Source organism: Kribbella sp. NPDC043289 (genome assembly GCF_056436705.1).
Genome location: NZ_JBWKCB010000013.1, coordinates 58,839 through 78,395, shown reverse-complemented (window position 1 = coordinate 78,395; position 19,557 = coordinate 58,839). Strand labels below are relative to the sequence as shown.

Genomic DNA, 19,557 nt, shown 5'->3' with positions numbered 1-19,557 from the left:
AAACGCTCGACTGGGACACCCCAGCCGAGCGTTTGCGTGATCTACTCACCACCTAGAACCCAAGGCGGTGTTGCGACGACCCCTTGAAACCGCCCCGTTGACGGGGGCTTTCTCGGGCTTCAGGCCGTGGCGGCCGTCAGGTCGATCTTCGGCTCGGCGAAGTGACAGGCGGCCGTGTGGCCCTCGGTCGACTGCGGCTTGATCTGCAGCAGCGGTTCCTCGGTGGCGCAGATGTCCTCCGCCTTCCAGCAGCGGGTCCGGAACCGGCAGCCGCTCGGCGGGTCGATCGGCGAGGGTACGTCGCCGACCAGCCGGATCCGCTCCTTCGGCGGGACCCCACGGATCGTGCCGAGGTCCGGTGCCGCGGACAGCAGCGCCTGCGTGTACGGGTGCTGCGGCGCGTTGTAGATCTGCTCCCGGGTGCCCTGCTCGACGATCTTGCCGAGGTACATCACCGCGACCTCGTCACAGAAGTGCCGGACCACGCCGAGGTCGTGGGCGATGAACACGAACGCGATCCCGAGGTCCTTACGCAGGTCCTCGAGCAGGTTCATCACCTGGGCCTGGATCGACACGTCCAGCGCGGACACCGGCTCGTCGGCGATGATCACCTCGGGCTCGACCGCGAGCGCCCGGGCGATCCCGATCCGCTGCCGCTGACCACCGGAGAACTCGTTCGGGTACCGGTTGTGGTGCTCCGGGTTCAGGCCGACCCGCTCCAGCAGTTCCTGGACGCGCTCGAGCTCCTTGCCCTTCGGCACCAGGTTGTGCACGCGTAGCGGCGTACTGATGATGTTGCTGACCGTCTGCCGCGGGTTCAGCGAGCTGTACGGGTCCTGGAAGACGATCTGCAGCTGCCGGCGGAACGGGCGCAGGTCCCGCTCCTTCAGCTGCGCGATGTCGGTGCCCTTGAACAGGATCTGCCCCGCCGTCGGCGTGAGCAGCCGGGTGATCATCCGGCCGGTGGTCGACTTGCCACAGCCGGACTCACCGACCAGGCCGAGGCTGGCGCCCGCCTTCAGGTCGAAGCTGACCCCGTCGACGGCCTGCACGACCTTCTTGGTCCGGCCGAGACCGGCGGCTTCCTTGATCGGGAAGTGCATCTTCAGGTCGCGGACCTGCAACAACGATTCGCTCATGATTCCTCAGTCCCCTCGTCAGCCCAGTCTCGGCGCGACCTCGGCCTCGTACACCGAGGCCTTGTCGTGCAGGTGACAACGGGACGTGTGCGCACCGGCGCCGTCCACCGGCAGCAGTTCCGGCAGCTGGGTGGTGCAGAGTTCGCCCTTGACCCGGTCCTTGTACGGGCAGCGCGGGTTGAACGCGCAGCCGTCCGGCAGGTTCAGCAGGCTCGGCGGCAGACCCTTGATCGGACGCAGCCGCTCGTTCGCCGCGGAGACCGTCGGGATCGACTCCAGCAGACCCCAGGTGTAGGGCATCCGCGGGTTCGCCAGCACGTCCTGCGCGGTGCCGTACTCGACACAGCGCCCGGCGTACATCACCAGGACGTCGTCGGCCATCTCGGCCACCACGCCCAGGTCGTGGGTGATCAGCACGATCGCGGAGCCGAACTCCTTCTGCAGGTTGTTCAGCAGGTCCAGGATCTGCGCCTGCACGGTGACGTCGAGCGCGGTGGTCGGCTCGTCGGCGATCACCAGCTTCGGGTCGTTGATCAGGCTCATCGCGATCATGGCGCGCTGCCGCATACCGCCGGAGAACTCGTGCGGGTACTGCGCGAACCGGCGCGGCGGGTTCGGGATGCCGACCAGGTCGAGCATCTCCAGCGCCCGCTTCTTCGCGGCGTCCTTCGAGACCTTGTGGTGCACCCGGTACGCCTCGACCAGCTGGTTGCCGATCGTGTACAGCGGATGCAGCGAGGACTGCGGGTCCTGGAAGACCATCGAGACCGCGTCGCCGCGGACCTTCATCAGGTCGCTCTCGCTGAGGCCGATGATCTCGTCGCCGCCGAGCCGGATCGAGCCGGTGATCCGGGTCCGCTTGCGGTCGTGCAGGCCCATCACGGCCATGCTCGACACGGACTTGCCGGAGCCGGACTCGCCGACGATCGCCAGCGTGCGGCCGAGCGGGACCGAGTAGCTCAGCCCGTTCACCGCGCTGACCAGACCGTCCGCGGTCGGGAACTGCACCGCGAGATCCTCGACCACCAGGTACGGCGTCTCGCCACTCGGGTTGGTCGAACCCTGGCGACGCTCGCGGGTGGCGACCGACGGCCCACGCTTGGCGGCAGCAGTATCCGTCGCAGCGCCGTCCGTGGCGTCCGCCGGCGTGGCTGCACTCTCGGCCATGCTGTCCTTCTTGTCGTCGGGGGCGGGATTCGTCACGACAGCCTCACCCGGGGGTCGATCAGGCTGTAGCCGATGTCCACCAGGAGGTTCATCACGACGATGAGCACGGAGGCGACCAGCACGGTGCCCATGATCACCGGCAGGTCGTAACTGTTCAAACTGTCCAGCACCAGGACGCCGAGCCCGGGGAGGTCGAAGATCCGCTCGGTGAAGATCGCGCCGCCGAGGCTGCCGGCGACGTCCAGACCGAAGATCGTGACGACCGGGATCAACCCGGACCGGAGCGCGTGCTTGTAGGTGACCACCCGGTCCGACAGGCCCTTGGCCCGCGCGGTCCGGATGAAGTCCTCGCTCAGTGTCTCGACCATGGAGCCACGGGAGTATCTGGCGTAGGACGTGCAGTTGTAGATGCCGAGCACCAACCAGGGTGTCAGCAAACCGGCGACCCATTTCGCCGGGTTCTCGGACGGTGGTGTCCATTCCCCTCGAGGCAGGATCGGATAGAGCACCGTCAGATAGAGAGCGACCATCAGCGCCACGATGTAGTACGGCACCGAACTGATCACCAGGGTGCTGCTCATCAGGGCCCGGTCGCCCAGGGTCCCGCGTCTCTTCGCCGCCATCGATCCGACGAACACACCGATCGTCAGCACCAGGACGGCGTACCCGAAGACCAGTGACAACGTCACCGGGAACCGGGACTTGATCATGTCGGTGACCGGCCGGTCGTTCTTGAACGAGAAGCCGAGGCACGGCGCCGCGCAGTGCTGCTTGACGCCCGACGTGGTGAAGTCGCGACCGGTGAAGATGCCCGCGGTGTACTCGGCGAACTGCTGTGCCTTCGGCCGGTCGAGATGCAGGTTGGTCCTGATCTCGTTGTACCGCTGGGTGGTGCAGTTGCGCTCGCCGCAGATCGCGCCGGCCGGGTCGGTGGGCGCGATGAAGAACAGCGCGAAGGTCGCGATCAGGGTTGCCAACACGACACTGAGCGCGCTGACCAGGCGGCGCGCCACGAAGTAGAGCACGGGATTGTCTCCTCACCGATCGGCATGGTGCCCGGACTGTGGTCCGGGCACCATGCCATGTTCAGTGGATCAGTACTGCATCAGACGGACTTCGATCAGGGCTGCTTCAGGAACATCGAGGTGAACTCGAAGAGGCCCTGTGTCGGGTCGTTGATCGCGTGCCCGATGTTCTTACCGGTCGGCATGTTGCTCGCGCTGTAGTACAGCGGGATCACCGGGAGGTACTTCTCCAGGATGTCCTTGTCGACCTTCGTCCACTCCTTCAGCTGCTCGTTCGGCTCCTTGGCCGAGACCGCGTCGATCTCCGCGTCCAGGGCCTTGTCCTGCAGCTGGCCGACGCTGTTGCCCAGGGCGATCGCGTCGGACTTGAACAGCACCGGCATCCAGCTGGTGGCGCTCGGCCAGTCGGAGCACCAACCGGTCGGGGTCTTGCCGATGTTCACCGGAGCGTTCTGGTCACCGGTGAAGGTACGGATCTTGGCCTTCGGGACACCGATGGCCTTGACCTTGAAGCCGGCCTTCTCGAACATCTGCTTGCGGAACTGCGTGGTACGGGTCGAGATCGGGTCGTCGATCGAGTAGTACCAGCTGAGCTCGAAGTTCGACTTGCCCAGCTTGGCCAGCTCGTCCTTGACCTCCTTGGCGACCGCGTCGTCCTCGGCGCCCTTACCGGTTCCGTTCAGGCCCGGCAGCTCGTACTTCTCGAAGCCCGGGACGGCCGGCGGCAGGATCGTCGACGCGGGCGGGTCGTCGGTCGGGTTCAGACCGGCCACCTTGCGCCAACCATCGGTCGGGTGCGCCTTGGCGATCAGCTTGCGGACCTCCAACGGAATCTTCCGGGTGTCCATCGTGTACATGATCGTGCAGGGCGACGGGCCCTTGGTCAGCTGCGACTGGTCCTTGACCTCAGGAAGCAGCGAGACGTCCAGGTTCGAGTAGTTCACCGCGTTGCCGTCGGGGCCGGCGCTGGCCAGCACCTGACGCTGCACCTTCAGGGTGTCCTGGGCGAACTTGAAGTCCCAGCCGTCGACGTACTGGTGCCGCACCGGGTCGGTGTTCGGGTCCCAGTTCGGGTTCTTCGCCAGCTTGAGCTCGGCACCCGGCTGGTACGACGTGACCTGGTACGGGCCGGTCGTCATCGGGCGCTGCTCGTAGTTCTTCTGGGTGTCCTTCGCCTTCGGGATCGGCGTGAACATCGGGAAGGCGACGTAGTACGGCAGGTCGTCGAACTTCTTCGCCAGGTGGATGACCAGCGTCGAGTCGTCCGGCGTCTCGACACCCGCGTAGGTGTCGCCGCCCGGGCCGTACGGGCCCTTGTACTTCTCGCCGTCCTTGAAGAACTGGATCTGGTAGCTGGGTCCGGCGTCGTACAGGTCGTGCGCGAAGGACCGCTTGATCGCGTACGCGTAGTCCTCGGCCTTGACCGGCGTGCCGTCCTGGTACTTGATGCCCTTCTTCAGCTTGAAGGTCCAGGTGAGGCCGTCGTCCGACTTCGTACCGAGGTCTTCGGCGAGGTCCGGAACCAGGACCGGCTTGTGGTCCGGGCCGTCCAGGCGGTACTGCGTCAGCGTGCGGAAGAACAGCTTCTCGATCTGGTTGCCGTCGGTGTAGTAGGTGTTCGACGGGTCGAACGTGTCCGGGGTCACGTCCGACAGCACGGTGATCGTGCCGCCCTTCTTGGCGCCCTCTACGTCAGCCGCAGGACCCTTCGCAGTGGCGTCCGTGGCCTTCTCCTGGGCGCCCCCCACGCTGTTGCTGTCGCCTTTGTTGCCGCTGTTCGAGGACGGGCTGCCGCAAGCCACGGCGGCCAGCATGACCGTCGCCGCGATTGCGGTGATCCGTTTCCACTGCATGGTCGGGTTTCTCCTTTTCTGCCGCTGGGGCAATCGCCGAACTACCGGCGAGTCTTGGGGTCGAAGGCGTCCCGGATGGCGTCTCCGAGCAGCGCCAGCGCGAGCACCAGAGCGGTGATCCCGATGACGGGCAGCCAGAGGTACATCGGGTCGGCCTTGAACCAGTTGGTGGCGACCGCGATCGTCTGCCCCCAGGAGGGCTTCGGTTCGACGAGTCCGACACCGAGGAAGGACAGACCGGCCTCCGCGGTCACGTACGCCGGGAGCGACAGCGAGGCCGAGATGACGATCGGGGCCACCAGGTTCGGCAGCAGCTCCTTGAAGAGCACCTGCCGGGTGGGTACGCCGATCGCTTTGGCGGCGAGGACGAACTCGCGTTCCCGCAGCGAGAGCACCTCGCCGCGGATGATGCGAGCCAGGCCGGCCCAGCCGAAGAACGAGAGCACGAAGATGAGCACGTAGAACCGGATGTCCGCCTGCTGCTCAGGGCCCAGGTTGAACGAACCGCCGCGCATCGACTCGACGATCGGCACCAGCGCGATCGCGAACAGCAGGTACGGCAGGCTCAGCACGAAGTCGATCAGCCACGAGATCACCCGGTCGGTCCAGCCGCCGAGGAAGCCGGCCAGCAGACCCATCACGACGCCGACCACGGTCCCGACGACGGTGGCCAGGAACGCGATGATCAGCGACGGGCGGGCACCGAACACCCAGCGGGCGAAGTTGTCCCGGCCGGTCTTCGGCTCGACACCGAACCAGTGCGAGCCGTTCGCGCCGATCGTCGGGAAGCCGTACTCGTCCACCAGGTCGGTGTGGAAGGTACCGATGTCCTGGCCCTCGAGCTTGGCCAGCAGCGGCGCGAAGACCGCGACCAGGATGAAGAACAGCACGATCGTCGCGCAGATCACCGCGACCCGGTCCTTGCGGAGCCGCTCGAAGGCGATCCGGCTCGGAGACTTCCCGTGCGGAGTGGCCGCGGTGCGGGTCGGCTCCGCCGACGCCGGGTGTTCTTCGACCCCTACGGTCGAGTCGGGCGACCCAATACTCATTCGCACTCCGTCAGCTCAGTCGGCCGGATTTCGGTCCGTTGATCCGGCGCCCATCGGTGGATAGCGTGCCGGATCTTTGTTGTCTGGTTGGGCTTGCGTCAAATCCCCTTGACAGGGCGCTTCCCCCTAACCGCGCGCTAGCCTGCCTGACACTGTGACACCAAACCAGCGGTGCCCGGCACCAGTGCACAAATCGTTACCGGAACGGGTACTGGAACGGAACATTTGCCCCGTTTCGTCACCGTTCGCAGTCAATCCTTCGCGAAGCGCGTCGGCACAGGCTCGTCAGTGGCCAATTTGTGCCAGTATGTTACAAATCGTAACCATTGGTGCCAATGGCGTGATCGTGACGCTTCGTAGCATTCGGCAGCCCGCATGGACATGAGTACGCGGTTCGCCCGCCGGCCGCGGGGCCGGAAAACGAACCGCGAAGGGGTACCGCGTGAATTGCCCGGGATCACCGGTCGGTGATCCCGATTGCATTAGCGCGGTATCTAACGGACGTGCACGGTGACGAACGGCGGCTTGACGACGTTGAAGGTTTCCTGACGGCCGCGGATGTCGACGGTGACCTCGTCGCCCTCCTTTACCGCCGCGTCCAGCAGCGCCAGCGCGACGCCCTTCTTCAGCGTCGGTGAGAACGTCCCGGACGTGACCTCGCCGAGGGCCGCGCCGGACTGATCCAGGACCGACATGTGCGGCCGCGGGATGCCCCGTCCGGCCGCGAGCAGGCCGCGCAGGATCCGGGCCGGTCCGCGCTCCTTCTCGGCCCGTAGCGCCTCGTCGCCCCAGAAGTGCTCCTTCTTCCACCCGACAGCCCATCCGGAGCGCGCCTGCACCGGCGTGATGTCGGGAGAGATGTCCTGGCCGTGCAGCGGGTACCCCATCTCGGTCCGCAGCGTGTCCCGGGCTCCAAGCCCGGCCGGGGCGATGTCGTACTGCGCACCGGCGTCCAGCAACGCGTCGAACACGGCCACCGCGGCAGCGTTCGGTACGACGAGCTCGTACCCGCGCTCGCCCGTGTAACCGGTCCGGCACACCACGACCGGCGTACCGCGGAAGTCGGCGACGTCGAAGGACATGTAGTCGTGGCCGGTCGGCAGGCCGATCGCCGCCACCACCTCGTCGCTCTTGGCGCCCTGCACCGCGAGGATCGCGTAGTCGTCGTGGACGTTGGTGACCTCGACGCCGTCGGGCGCGCTCTCCTGCAGCAGCCGGACCACCTCGGCGGTGTTGGCCGCGTTCGGGATCAGGAACACGTCGTCGTCGGCGTGCAGGTAAGCGATCAGGTCGTCGACCACTCCCCCGCGCTCGTTGCAGCACAGCGTGTACTGCGCCTGCCCCGGGGTGATCTTGCCGAGGTCGTTGGTCAGGCAAGCGTTCACGTACGCCGCCGCGCCCGGACCCTTGACCGTCGCCTTACCGAGGTGACTCACGTCGAAGACGCCGACCGACGTCCGGACCGCGGTGTGTTCCGCCACGACCCCGGCGTACTCCAGGGGCATCTCCCAGCCGCCGAACTCGGCGAACTTGGCACCGAGCGCGACATGACGCTCGTGCAGGGGCGACTTCTTCAGATCAGACGACTCGGTCATGGAGGCGAAACTACCTGACGCGTAGCATGCGGAGGCAGCTTGCACGTACCGTCACGACCGGCCGTCTGAGTCGCCGGTCAAGGAGGACTGAGGATTTCGTGACCACCATCACCCTGAGCAAGTCAGATGCCGCCGGCGTCAAGACCGACGCCGTGGTCATCGGCGTGGTCAAACTCGGCGGCGGCGTCGCTCTGCCGGCCGGCACCGAGTCGCTGAACGCCGCGTACGGCGGGAAGCTGGTGGAGGTGCTCGCCGGCCTCGGCGCCACCGGCAAGGCCGGAGAGGTGACGAAGGTGCCGGGCCCGAAGCCGGGCAAGTCGGCGACGCTGATCGCGGTCGGTCTCGGCGCGGCTCCCGACGGCGAACTGAAGACCGAGGACCTGCGGGTCGCGGCCGGCACCGGCGTCCGGGCCGTGAAGATCAGCCAGTCCGTCGCGTTCGCGCTGCCGACGCCCGACGCCGAGTGCGTCCGCGCGGTGGCCGAGGGCGCGCTGCTCGGTCGGTACGCGTTCACGGCGTACAAGTCGGGTGACACCACCGAGGCCCCCGGCAACCTGACCGTGCTCACCGACCTGGCCCGGAACAAGGACGCCAAGGCCGCGCTCGAGCGCGCGCAGGTGACCGCCGACTCCGTCGCCCAGGTGCGCGACTGGGTGAACACCCCGCCGTCCGACCTGCACCCGGCCGAGTTCGCGGCCGACGCGGTCAAGCTCGGCAAGGAGTACGGCGTCAAGGTCGAGGTGCTCGACGAGAAGGCGCTCGCCAAGGGCGGGTACGGCGGCATTCTCGGCGTCGGCCAGGGCTCGACCAACCCGCCGCGGCTGGTCCGGCTGACCTACACGCCGAAGAAGCCGGTGACGCACCTGGCGTTCGTCGGCAAGGGCATCACGTTCGACTCCGGCGGCCTGTCGCTGAAGACGTCGACCGGCATGGTCAGCATGAAGTCCGACATGGCGGGTGCCGCCGCGGTGATCGGCGCGACGCTGGCCATCGCGCGACTCGGTCTCCCGGTCCAGGTGACGACGTACGCCGCGATGGCCGAGAACATGCCGTCCGGTTCGGCGGCCCGCCCGTCCGACGTCCTCACCATGTACGGCGGCAAGACCGTCGAGGTGCTGAACACCGACGCCGAGGGCCGGCTCGTGCTCGGCGACGCGCTCGTCCGGGCGTCCGCGGACCAGCCCGACCTGATCGTCGACGTGGCGACCCTGACCGGCGCCTGCGTCGTTGCCCTGGGCACCAAGGTGGCGGGCGCGTTCGGCAACACCGACGCCGCGCGCGACCGGGTGGTGGACGCCGGCGTCGCGGCCGGTGAGTCGATGTGGCCGCTGCCGATCCCGTCCGAGATGCTCGACAAGCTGAAGTCGCACTCCAAGGTCGCGGACCTGGCGAACATCACCGGCGAGGCCTGGGGCGGCGCGCTGGCGGCGGCCGCGTTCCTCGGCGACTTCGTTGCTGACGGCATCGAGTGGGTGCACCTGGACGTGGCCGGCCCGGCGTTCAACGACGGCGGCGCGTCCGGCTACACCCCGAACGGCGGCACCGGGTACGCGGTCCGCACCCTGGTCGAGCTGGCTGCCTCAGCGAGCTGAGTAGCGGATCTCCAGCATCACGCAGCCGGCGGTCGTCAGGTACGGGCCGTGCGGCATCCCCGGCGGCCGGCAGGCGTAGTCGCCGGGGCGGAACGTCTGGTCGAGGGTGAGATCGGTCAGCTCACCCTCGAGCAGGTACACCTCTTCTATGTATTGGTGACGAATGATCTCGTCGCCTGACGTCGTCCCGGGCGCCCAGCGCGCCAGGCGGGTCAGCGTGCCGTCGGGGGCCTGGCTGAGGATCCTCTCCGAGATCCCGCCGCCCGCGTCCGACCACGCGAGTTCACCAGTGGGGAAGAACTCGCGCTGTTCTTTCATGGACGGGTTAGGCCTTGCCGTTCCGCTTCATTCGGGCGTTGTACTCCCGCATCCGCGGCGGGTACCCGACCACGGCCGCGTCGTACGACGGGATGCCCAGCCGGTTCGCGAAGTCGTGCGCCCATTTCACCGACGGGACGCGGCGACGGGTCCACTCACCGTCGATCGCGACCAGCAGCAGGGTGTAGTCGGTGACCGCGGTCCGCGGCTCGACGAAACCCTCCACGCCTTGCCGGGTCTGGGCGAAGTCCCGCAGGTGCGCCTGGTCCGGGGAGTCCGCCCGGCGCATCGTTCCGGCTTTCTGCCGGCGACCGAACCACTTCATGACGACAGTGTCCACTATGTGTGCAAGTCGGGGCCCGGAATCCTGGATAACGGTTGCGGCCGGTTCCGGCAGGCGCGCCGCGACCGGCCCGGCGGTGGTTCCGGGTGCGATCGGTGAAAGGATGACGCCGGGCCGGCCCCGCGATCCGGGACCGTCAGCCCCGGACCAGACCCACGGAGGAACCTGTGACTGACAGTGGTACGACGTACGACCTGGTGATTCTCGGAGGCGGCAGCGGTGGGTACGCCGCCGCACTGCGCGCCGCCACGCTCGGCCTGTCCGTGGCGCTGGTCGAGAAGGACAAGGTCGGCGGGACCTGTCTGCACCGTGGGTGCATCCCGACCAAGGCCCTGCTGCACGCGGCCGAGGTCGCCGACTCCGCCCGCGAGGGCGAGCAGTTCGGTGTCCGGACGACGCTCGAGGGCGTCGACATGGGCGGTGTGAACAAGTACAAGGACGGCGTCGTCGACCGGCTGTTCAAGGGTCTGCAGGGGCAGCTCAAGGCTCGCGGTATCACCGTCATCGAGGGCGAGGGGCGGTTGACCTCCCCGACCACCGTGCAGGTCGGCGACACGACGTACACCGGCCGGAACGTCATTCTTGCCTCCGGCTCCTACTCGCGGTCGCTTCCCGGTCTCGAACTCGACGGGCAGCGGGTGATCGCCAGCGAGCACGCGCTGACCCTGGACCGGGTTCCGGAGTCCGCAGTGATTCTCGGTGGCGGCGTGATCGGGGTCGAGTTCGCGTCCGCGTGGACGTCGTTCGGCACCAAGGTGACGATCGTCGAGGCGCTGCCGCGGCTGGTCCCGGCCGAGGACGCCGACTGCTCGAAGACGCTGGAGCGGGCGTTCCGGAAGCGGAAGATCGCCTTCAAGACCGGTACGCCGTTCGAGTCGGTCGCGGTGACTGATTCCGGCGTACGGGTGACCGTGGCGGGCGGCGAGGTGATCGAGGCCGAGGTACTGCTGGTCGCGGTCGGCCGCGGACCGAACACCACGGGTCTCGGGTACGAAGAGGTCGGCGTCGCGCTCGACCGCGGGTTCGTGACCGTCGACGCGACGCTGCAGACCAGCGTGCCCGGCGTCTATGCGGTCGGCGACATCGTGCCGGGGCTGCAGCTCGCGCACCGCGGCTTCCAGCAGGGCATCTTCGTCGCCGAGCACCTCGCCGGGCTGTCGCCGGCGCCGATCGACGAGGCCGGGATCCCCCGGGTCACGTACTCCGAGCCGGAGGTCGCGTCGGTCGGACTGACCGAGGACCAGGCCCGGGAGAAGTACGGCGACGTCGAGATCCTCAACTACAACCTCGGCGGGAACGGCAAGTCGCAGATCCTGAAGACGTCCGGCTTCGTGAAGCTGGTGCGCGCTCGCGACGGCGCGGTAGTTGGTCTGCACATGGTTGGCTCGCGTGTCGGCGAGCTGATCGGCGAGGCCCAGCTGATCTACAACTGGGAGGCGTACCCGGCCGACGTCGCGCCGCTCGTGCACGCCCACCCGACCCAGAACGAAGCCCTCGGCGAGGCCCACCTGGCACTCGCGGGGAAACCTTTGCACTTCCATGACTGACCCTGCTGGAACCTTTCAGTAGGTTTGAGCTGCTGAGAGCCTGCGGGCGTCCGTGACCCGGATCCCGCTCGCTCCGGCGGCACCGTAGGCTGACACTCGACCGATCAGACGAAGGAGCAACGACCGTCATGCCGACCTCTGTATCCCTGCCGGCCCTCGGGGAGAGCGTCACCGAAGGAACCGTCACCCGCTGGCTCAAGCAGGTCGGCGACACGGTTGCCGTCGACGAGCCCCTGCTGGAGGTCTCGACCGACAAGGTCGACACCGAGATTCCCTCTCCGGTGGCCGGAACCCTGCTGGAGATCAAGGCCGCCGAGGACGAGACCGTCGAGGTCGGCGCCGAACTGGCCGTCATCGGCGACGCCGGCGAGGGTTCGGCCCCCGCCGCACCGGCCGAGCCTGCCACCGAGCCGGCGCCGGCTGCTGCGCCCGCCGAGTCCGCCCCGGCCCCGCAGGCTGAGGCTCCGGCCGCTGCTCCGGCTGCCGCCGCTCCGGCCGCCGCTGCTCCCGCGCCTGCTGCTGAGCCTGCTGCCGCTGCGCCGGCTGCTCCTGCTTCCGGTACTTCGGTCACGCTGCCCGCGCTCGGTGAGAGCGTTACCGAGGGCACCGTCACCCGCTGGCTGAAGCAGGTCGGCGACGACGTGGCGGTCGACGAGCCGCTGCTCGAGGTCTCCACCGACAAGGTCGACACCGAGATCCCGTCGCCGGTCGCCGGAAAGCTGCTGGAGATCAAGGTCGCGGAGGACGAAACTGTCGAGGTGGGCGCCGAGCTCGCCGTCGTCGGCTCCGGCGACGCTGCCCCGACCGCCGCGGCGGCTCCTGCTGCACCGGCCGAGTCCGCTCCTGCTCCGGCCCCGGCTGCTGCTCCGGCTCCCGCTCCGGCCGCTGCCCCGGCTCCGGCTCCGGCTCCGGCTCCGGCTCCGGTCGCTGCCGCGCCTGCCCCGCAGGCCGCTCCGGCTCCTGCCGCCGCCCCCGCTCCGGCCGCTGCTCCGGCACCGGCTGCTGCTCCGGCACCCGCGGCTTCCGCTCCGGCTGCGTCCCCCAACGGTGCCGCGACCGACGGTCCGAACTATGTAACTCCGCTGGTCCGCAAGCTCGCTGCCGAGCACCAGGTCGACCTGAACGCTGTCCAGGGCACCGGCGTCGGCGGCCGGATCCGCAAGCAGGACGTGATCGCCGCCGCCGAGGCCAAGAAGGCTGCCGCGGCAGCCCCGGCCGCCGCTGCTCCGGCTGCGGCCGCTGCCCCCGCAGCGAAGGCCCCGGCGATCAGCCCGTTGCGCGGCACCACCGAGAAGATGAGCCGGATCCGCAAGGCGATCGCGGCGCACATGGTCAACTCGCTGAAGGTCTCGGCGCAGCTGACCACCGTGGTCGAGGTCGACGTCACCGAGATCGCGAAGCTGCGGAACAAGAAGAAGGACGAGTTCGCGGCCCGCGAGGGCGTCAAGCTGTCCTTCCTGCCGTTCTTCGCGCTGGCCGCGGTCGACGCGCTGAAGCAGTACCCGAAGCTCAACGCCTCGATCGACGAGGAGAAGGGCGAGATCACGTACCACGCCGCCGAGCACCTCGGCATCGCGGTGGACGTGGAGCGCGGCCTGATGGTCCCGGTCGTGCACAACGCCGGCGACCTGAACATCGCCGGCCTGGCGAAGAAGATCGCCGACCTCGCCGACCGCACCCGGACCAACAAGGTGCTGCCGGACGAGATGGCGGGCGGCACGTTCACCATCACCAACACCGGTAGCCGGGGCGCGCTGTTCGACACCCCGATCCTGAACCAGCCGCAGGTCGGCATGCTCGGGACCGGTGCCGTGGTGAAGCGCCCGGTCGTGATCACCCACCCGGAGCTCGGCGAGACGATCGCCATCCGGCAGATGGTGTACCTGGCGCTGACCTACGACCACCGTCTGGTCGACGGCGCCGACGCGGCCCGCTACCTGACCGCGGTCAAGCAGCGCCTCGAAGAGGCCCAGTTCGACGTCTGATCGGACCGAACGCAGGCGCCGGTGCCCGTCTCCCCGGAGACAGGCACCGGCGCCTTTGTTTTCCGCCACTGTTTTGCCACAGTTTCCGCCACCGTTCTCGCCACTACTGACGCCGCCCGCATCACGGAGTACCACGAACCCGACAAGGAGCAGAGCGGGATGAAGTACGTGCTGGCCGGTGCTTCCGGCCTCCTCGGCAAGGCCCTCGCCCGCGACCTGGTTGCCGACGGCCACCAAGTCCTCCGGCTGGTACGGCGCGCTCCCAGCGCGCCCGACGAGCTGCGCTGGGACCCGGCCCGCGGCGAACTCGACGCCAACGCGCTCGGCGATCCCGACGTCCTCGTCAACCTGGCCGGCGCGAACATCGGGCGCCCGTGGACACCGACGTACCGCCTGACGATCCGGGAGAGCCGCGTCGCCACCACCGCAACGCTCGCCGAGGTGGTCAAGCAACTCGACCGGCGGCCGGTGCTGATCACGCAGAGCGGAGTCGGCGGGTACGGGACTGATCTGGGCGATCGCATCCTGACCGAGGATTCCGCACTCGGGGACGGTTTCCTGTCCGAGGTGGTCCGGCTGTGGGAGGGCGCGCTCGAACCCGCACAGGCGGCCGGCAGCCGCGTGGCCGCGCTGCGCACGGGCGTCGTCCTCGATCGCAAAGCTCCGGCGTTCCAACTGCTCTCCTTTCCCTTCCGCATGGGTCTCGGTGGACGTCTCGGGTCAGGTCGTCAGTACTTCCCGGTGGTGTCGCTGACGGACTGGATCCGGTCTGTTCGTTTCGTGGCCGAACACGATGAGGTGAGCGGCCCGGTGAATGTCGCGCTACCGACGCCGGCGACGAACATCGAGTTCACCGATGCATTGGCAATGGCGCTGCACCGTCCCGCGTTCGTACCGGTACCGGCGCTGCTGATGAAGGCCGCGCTCGGCGAATTCGCGTGGGAACTCCTCGGCAGCAAACGCGCGCTGCCAACGCGTCTCCAATCCAACGGCTTCACCTTCCACCACCCAACGGTCGCTGCCGCCATCTCCGCCGCCTTGTCCTAGATCTCTGGGCGACCCTTCATTTGGGTGGCTCGAACACTTGTTCTAATATTAGTTCATGACAACGGTCGCGGCCAACCCAGGACCCCTCACCGGGCACGCTCCGTCCTGCTGTGCGGCCACTCCACCCGAAGACCTGTACTGGCCTGACGACCTGCACTGGCCTGACGACCCGAACCCTCCGCGGTACCTCTCCGAGGAGGACCTGTACGACGACTTCCCGCCCATGTCGCGCGTCGACGAACTGGACTGGGAGATGTGGGCCGCCGCCGACCAGGACGAGGCCGAGCGCGAGATGCTCCGCCGTACGGCCCCACCCTGGGTACTCCTCCCGCCAGGCGCCGAACTAGCCGCTGCCTTGGAACCGGTGCGCCCTCAATACGAGACACCTGTCGCCCTGATCGAGCTGATGAAAGCCGCTACCCGAATGGAAGCTTGGGCGGCCTCGATCAAATCCGCCGCGATCGCCTCCTTCTGGCGTCAGCGCAAGGCCCAAGCCCGCGACCTACCGCGCCCACACGGCCTCGACTCCTCCGGCCGCCCCATCGATCCAGAACGCTCCTGGACCGCCGAGATCGCAGCCGCACTCAAGTTGTCGCACCCGACCGCCGCCCGCCACATCGACACTGCCCTGCACCTGACAGGCACGCTGTCCGCGACCCACACCGCGTTGCGCTGCGGCGCCCTGACCTGGTCGAAAGCCCTCGCAATCTCCGAGGCCACCCGCCCACTCCCAGACACCGCCGCCCAAGCCGTCGAGGCCCACGTGTTGCGCCGCGCCCCCGGACAAACCCACCGCAACCTCCGCGAATCCCTGCGCCGCCAGGTCGCCAAACACACCGCCCACGACGCCGCAGACCGCCACCGCGCCGCCCTCACCGAACGCACCTGCAAAGTCGTCCCGCTCACCGACGGCATGGCCGGCCTCTGGGTAGTCCACACCGCCGACAAGATCCAACAAATGTGGGTCGTAATCCAAGCCATGTCCGACCTATCCAAACGCGGCACCCCACCTCCCTCCGCGTCCACCACTCACCCCACCGCGCCCCACCCCACCGCGACCCCGTCAAACGCGACCCCACCCAGCGCGACGCTCCCCGGCGAGCACCCCAGCAGCGAGCGCCACATCAGCGAGCGCCTCGGCGTGACCACAACCGATGACACGGCCTCCCTCGACGACGCGGCCTCCACCGAGCGGCTCGACACAGCCCCAGCCGATGACAGCACCCTCGGCAAGCACCCCACACGCACCACCAGTAATCGCGCCGCCGCTACCGAACAAGCCCCCGCCACCGCTGCCGCTCACAACGTCCCCAGCCAACAGGCCGCCGCCACCAGCGCCCATCACGACGTCCCCACCGAACAGGCCGCGACTACCCGCGCCGATCACGGCCTCCTCCGCGAACGGGCCTACGCCGCCGCAACCGATCACAACGCCTCCAGCACGCACCGCGCGACCGCCACGGCAGATGACACAGCCTCGAGCGAGCGCCCAGCAGGCAACCCGGCTGGCACGACACCAGGTGACCCCGACCGCGACCAACGCACCGCGGAACAACGACGCGCAGACGTCATCACCGACCTGTTCGCCCACATGCTCCACAACGGACTCGACTGGCTCGGCCGCAGACTCCCCGATCGCCACCGCCGACGCCCACACATCGAGGTTCTCACCCCAATCACCACGTTGCTCGACATGGACGACAACCCCTGCGAGCTAACCGGCTACGGCCCCATCCCCGCCGACATGGCCCGCCGAATCGCCACCGACGGCACCTGGCGCCGGCTCCTCACCGACCCCACCAATGGCACGGTCCTAGAAGCCGCCACCACCCGCCACGACCCCGGCACCGTCGTCACCGAAACCCTCCTCGCCCGCCACCCCGTCTGCGCCTGGCCCGGCTGCAACCGCACCTCCCGCGAATGCGACCGCGACCACGCAACCCCCTTCGCCCAGTCCGGCCAAACAACCCTCGCCGGCCTAGTGCCCTACTGCGAGTACCACCACGTCATCAAAGACAACCCCGCCTGGAAGTGGAGCACCACAACCACCCCCGACGGCTCCGTAACCCTCACCTCTCCCACCGGCCACCGCTACACCACAGTCCCACCCGCCCAAGGCCCCATCACCCCAACCCACCCCACCGCTCCCACACCAGCTGCCACACCAGCTGCCACAGCCGCCGCCACTCCAACCCACCCCGCCCACAGCCCCACCGCCCACAGCCCCACCGCCCAAGCCCACGGCCACACCGCTAAAGCCCACCGCTCCACCCTTCGAAGCCGCCCGCCGACTCCAGGGCTCGGAGACGAGCACCCCGGCGGTCCACCGACCAAGCAGCAGACACAATCCACTCCGCCGAACACACGGCGCCCAGCAGCCGATCCCCCACTGTTCTGACCCCCACCGCTCCGAGCCACCACAGCTTCGAGCTACCGCTCTTCTGAGCCACCTCTGTTCTGATGCACCTGTGTTCTGATGCACCGCCGCTCTGAGCCATCCGTCGCCAGCCAAGGCGGATTGGTTTGCCCCGCAGCGTCGTCCGCAGCTACGGCTTCCCGAGCTGGCGCGGCTCGTGCGGCACCTCGAACTGGTCGACCGGTACAGCCGCTCGCCGCACGGGCGCCGTATCTGCGCTGCCCTTCGTCGACTGCGCCCATCGCCAGGTGACTACACGCACCACTCCCGGCGACACCCGCTGCCCCGGGCCGCGTTGATACACCCGATGCTCGTGGCTGGCCACAGCTATTGGTCTCGGCCGAACACCGATTCGCAACAGCTACGTCCAACCAAATCTCCAGCGCTCAACACGGTGGCCTGCTTATCCCCGCGCTCTCCAGAGGGAGCGTCGTCCGCCTCCTGGAGCCGACAGAACATCGTGGGCGCGCGCAAACGCCTTCACCGCGGGAGCCAGTTCGTCGGCTGGAACCAGAGTCGCTGGGAGACAGAAGGCAAAGGCCGCAAGCTCGCACGGGTCGCACGTTGACCACGAGCTGCGAGTGATCCGCATGGTCCAACGTCACCGGGAACGGTGAGCTGGTACGCAGCAGAACAGTCTGTCGCCGCAAGCCGAACCTGCTCGGGCAGTGTTCATGGCGGACTCAGCTCGGCCGAGCTGGGGTACGAGTGGATCGAGCCGTCGTCCGCTCGGTCAGCGAGATGCCGTCCGGTTCGCGGCGGCCGTGCACAGGCGGCGGGTTTCAGCCCAAGGCCTCCACGCGGAGCAACTCGTCGTCGGTGACTCTGGCCAGCTCGGTTCGTTTGGCTCCCTGGCGGTAGCCAAACGCCGGAGCTCTGGCCAGCCTGCGAAGTCCTGCACAGCGATCGGGACCAGCTCTCGGGCTGGCGTTGGCTCTCGGGCTAGCGTTGGCTCTAGGACTGGCCTGACTCTCGGACTGGCCTGGACTCCCGGACTGCCCCGGACTCCCAGACTCGCCCTGACTCCTGGTCGTCTCAACATCTCTGGGTTCGATGGAACGACGTGGTTCGGCGGGTTAGCCGCCAGATCGCGGGTCATGTCGATCGGCAACTACGGCTTCCGCGGTTTCAGGCTTTGGTGATGGCGCTGATGCGCCAGGCCTGGGTTGTTGGGGATGCGGTCAGGGTGATCAGCCTTGCCGTTGGGGTGCCTGGTGGGAGCGCGGTTTTGGTGCCGGTGTCGTCGATGGCTTGGCCTGCGGTGAGGTGGTCGGTGGTCTTCAGGGTGATGCTGGTTGCGGTACGGCGGGCGACCGTGGTGCTGTCGATCTTCATCTGCAGGCCTTGGATTCGGACGTTTTGCCGGCGGTAGGCCTCGATCAGGGCGCGGTCGGCGCGCCAGGGTGAGCTGCCGGGGACGTAGATGTCGTCGAGGGCGGCGAGGTCGAGGGTCCAGAATGCTTGGGCTCGTTGGGCGTCGAGGGCGTGGAGGGTTTGAGCCCAGACGATCGGGTCTGCCGTTGCGATGGTGGGCTGGGGAGGGTGTGGAGAGGTCGACGACCGGGACTGCGATCGCGAAGGCCTGGGTTGCGACGTGGTCGGTTGCGCCGACGTCGTCGGTTGACTGGACGTCGTCGGTTGTGTGGACGTCGTTGGTTGGGCGCTGGTGGTTTGGCGGGTTGTTGGGTCGGCTTGAGCTGAAGCCGGGGCTGGGGTGTCGAGAGTGCGGATGATGGCTGAGCCGAGGGTGAGCACTATGACTGCGCCTAGGGCGGCTGCTACCAGCGGGCCTGGGGTAGGGCGTGGGAGGCGGCGCAGGCCTCGGAGGGCGTGAGCTCGGCGGGTCTGGGTGCGGCGCCAGGGGCGGGTGCGCTTCGAACCTGACTTGGCGGATGGGGCCGAGGGGTGGGGGCGCGGCAGTTGGGTGGGCGGTGAGGTGGGTGGCTTGGGCGGGGGTGCTGCGAGTGGCGACCGTGCGAGTGCGATCGGGTCCTCGTCGTCCGAATCGTCTGTCCGACTCGAGGAAGGGGCTATGGAGGGGACATACGGGGTTGTGAAGGGGGCTTCGGGTGCGACGTGAGGCGCGGCACCCGGCTCTCGGGGTGTGCCGTGAGGTGTTGTGGCTGAGCCTTCGGGAGCGACAGGTGAGATCGCCGGGCGAGCGCCGGGAGCCGGGCTAGCGCTGCGAGCCGGGCTAGCGCTGCGAGCCGGTCGAGCACCGGAGGCCGGTCGAGTGCTGGCCGCCGCGCTAGCGCTAGACGCCGGGCTAGTGCCGGCCGCTGGGCTAGCGCTGGCCGCTGGGCTAGCGCTGGCCGCTGGGCTAGCGCTGGCGGACGGGCTATTGCTGGGGTCGGTGTGTGCTGCGGCAGGTGCGACAGGCGTAGCCGGGGCAACGGCACGAGAGGGGTGAGAGGTTGCCTGCGCTGGGCCATGGACAGGCGGGGGCGGCTGGGTCGTGAGCTCGGTCTGGGGCGCGGCGGA

The 19,557-nt window shown here is 68.4% G+C and carries 14 protein-coding genes; 5 read left to right on the top strand and 9 right to left on the bottom strand.

The genetic code is table 11. The annotated features are described in order from the left end of the window. Positions 1-119 precede the first annotated feature (119 nt). The 6 genes from AC0662_RS40905 to gcvT form a co-directional block, all read right to left on the bottom strand. Complete coding sequence (locus AC0662_RS40905) at positions 120-1,139, bottom strand: ABC transporter ATP-binding protein (RefSeq protein ID WP_452204800.1); 1,020 nt, start codon at positions 1,137-1,139, stop codon at positions 120-122. Positions 1,140-1,157: 18 nt separating this feature from the next. Beyond that, the gene (locus tag AC0662_RS40900) at positions 1,158-2,342 is read right to left on the bottom strand and encodes an ABC transporter ATP-binding protein (RefSeq protein WP_452204799.1); all 1,185 of its coding nucleotides are present in this window, start codon (positions 2,340-2,342) and stop codon (positions 1,158-1,160) included. Next, positions 2,339-3,331: an ABC transporter permease gene (locus AC0662_RS40895; RefSeq protein WP_452204798.1), complete on the bottom strand. Its 993-nt coding sequence runs from the start codon at positions 3,329-3,331 to the stop codon at positions 2,339-2,341. Before AC0662_RS40895 ends, AC0662_RS40900 begins: the two co-directional genes overlap by 4 nt. A gap of 95 nt (positions 3,332-3,426) precedes the next feature. Beyond that, on the bottom strand, positions 3,427-5,184 hold the full coding sequence (locus AC0662_RS40890) for an ABC transporter substrate-binding protein (protein ID WP_452204797.1): 1,758 nt from the start codon (positions 5,182-5,184) through the stop codon (positions 3,427-3,429). 41 nt (positions 5,185-5,225) lie between these two features. Further along, on the bottom strand, positions 5,226-6,233 hold the full coding sequence (locus tag AC0662_RS40885; protein ID WP_478307397.1) for an ABC transporter permease: 1,008 nt from the start codon (positions 6,231-6,233) through the stop codon (positions 5,226-5,228). A gap of 494 nt (positions 6,234-6,727) precedes the next feature. Beyond that, a complete protein-coding gene (gcvT, locus tag AC0662_RS40880) occupies positions 6,728-7,828 on the bottom strand; it encodes a glycine cleavage system aminomethyltransferase GcvT (RefSeq protein ID WP_478307395.1) in 1,101 nt (366 codons plus the stop codon). A gap of 98 nt (positions 7,829-7,926) precedes the next feature. Between gcvT and AC0662_RS40875 the strand changes: the two genes are divergently transcribed. Next, a complete protein-coding gene (locus tag AC0662_RS40875; protein ID WP_452204794.1) occupies positions 7,927-9,420 on the top strand; it encodes a leucyl aminopeptidase in 1,494 nt (497 codons plus the stop codon). On the opposite strand, the gene AC0662_RS40870 is transcribed toward AC0662_RS40875, so the two are convergent. Further along, positions 9,409-9,738 (bottom strand): cupin domain-containing protein, encoded by a 330-nt coding sequence (locus tag AC0662_RS40870; protein ID WP_478307393.1) that lies wholly within the window; start codon positions 9,736-9,738, stop codon positions 9,409-9,411. The two genes, AC0662_RS40875 and AC0662_RS40870, sit on opposite strands and share 12 nt — an antisense overlap. Positions 9,739-9,745: 7 nt before the next feature. Further along, positions 9,746-10,063, bottom strand: coding sequence for a hypothetical protein (locus AC0662_RS40865; RefSeq protein WP_452204792.1), 318 nt, complete (start codon positions 10,061-10,063; stop codon positions 9,746-9,748). A gap of 185 nt (positions 10,064-10,248) precedes the next feature. Here AC0662_RS40865 and lpdA point away from each other — a divergent pair, with 185 nt between their 5' ends. From lpdA to AC0662_RS40845, 4 genes are all read left to right on the top strand, one after another. Then, on the top strand, positions 10,249-11,628 hold the full coding sequence (gene lpdA, locus AC0662_RS40860; RefSeq protein WP_478307391.1) for a dihydrolipoyl dehydrogenase: 1,380 nt from the start codon (positions 10,249-10,251) through the stop codon (positions 11,626-11,628). A gap of 128 nt (positions 11,629-11,756) precedes the next feature. Continuing rightward, positions 11,757-13,613: a 2-oxoglutarate dehydrogenase, E2 component, dihydrolipoamide succinyltransferase gene (gene sucB / locus AC0662_RS40855; RefSeq protein ID WP_478307389.1), complete on the top strand. Its 1,857-nt coding sequence runs from the start codon at positions 11,757-11,759 to the stop codon at positions 13,611-13,613. 159 nt (positions 13,614-13,772) lie between these two features. Then, positions 13,773-14,660, top strand: coding sequence for a TIGR01777 family oxidoreductase (locus tag AC0662_RS40850; RefSeq protein WP_478307387.1), 888 nt, complete (start codon positions 13,773-13,775; stop codon positions 14,658-14,660). 223 nt (positions 14,661-14,883) lie between these two features. Beyond that, positions 14,884-17,058, top strand: a complete 2,175-nt coding sequence (locus AC0662_RS40845) for an HNH endonuclease signature motif containing protein (RefSeq protein WP_478307385.1) — start codon at positions 14,884-14,886, stop codon at positions 17,056-17,058. Between the two features lie 1,146 nt (positions 17,059-18,204). Here the strand turns inward: AC0662_RS40845 and AC0662_RS40840 are convergent. Then, positions 18,205-18,411, bottom strand: a complete 207-nt coding sequence (locus tag AC0662_RS40840; protein WP_452204741.1) for a hypothetical protein — start codon at positions 18,409-18,411, stop codon at positions 18,205-18,207. Between the last annotated feature and the right edge of the window lie 1,146 nt (positions 18,412-19,557).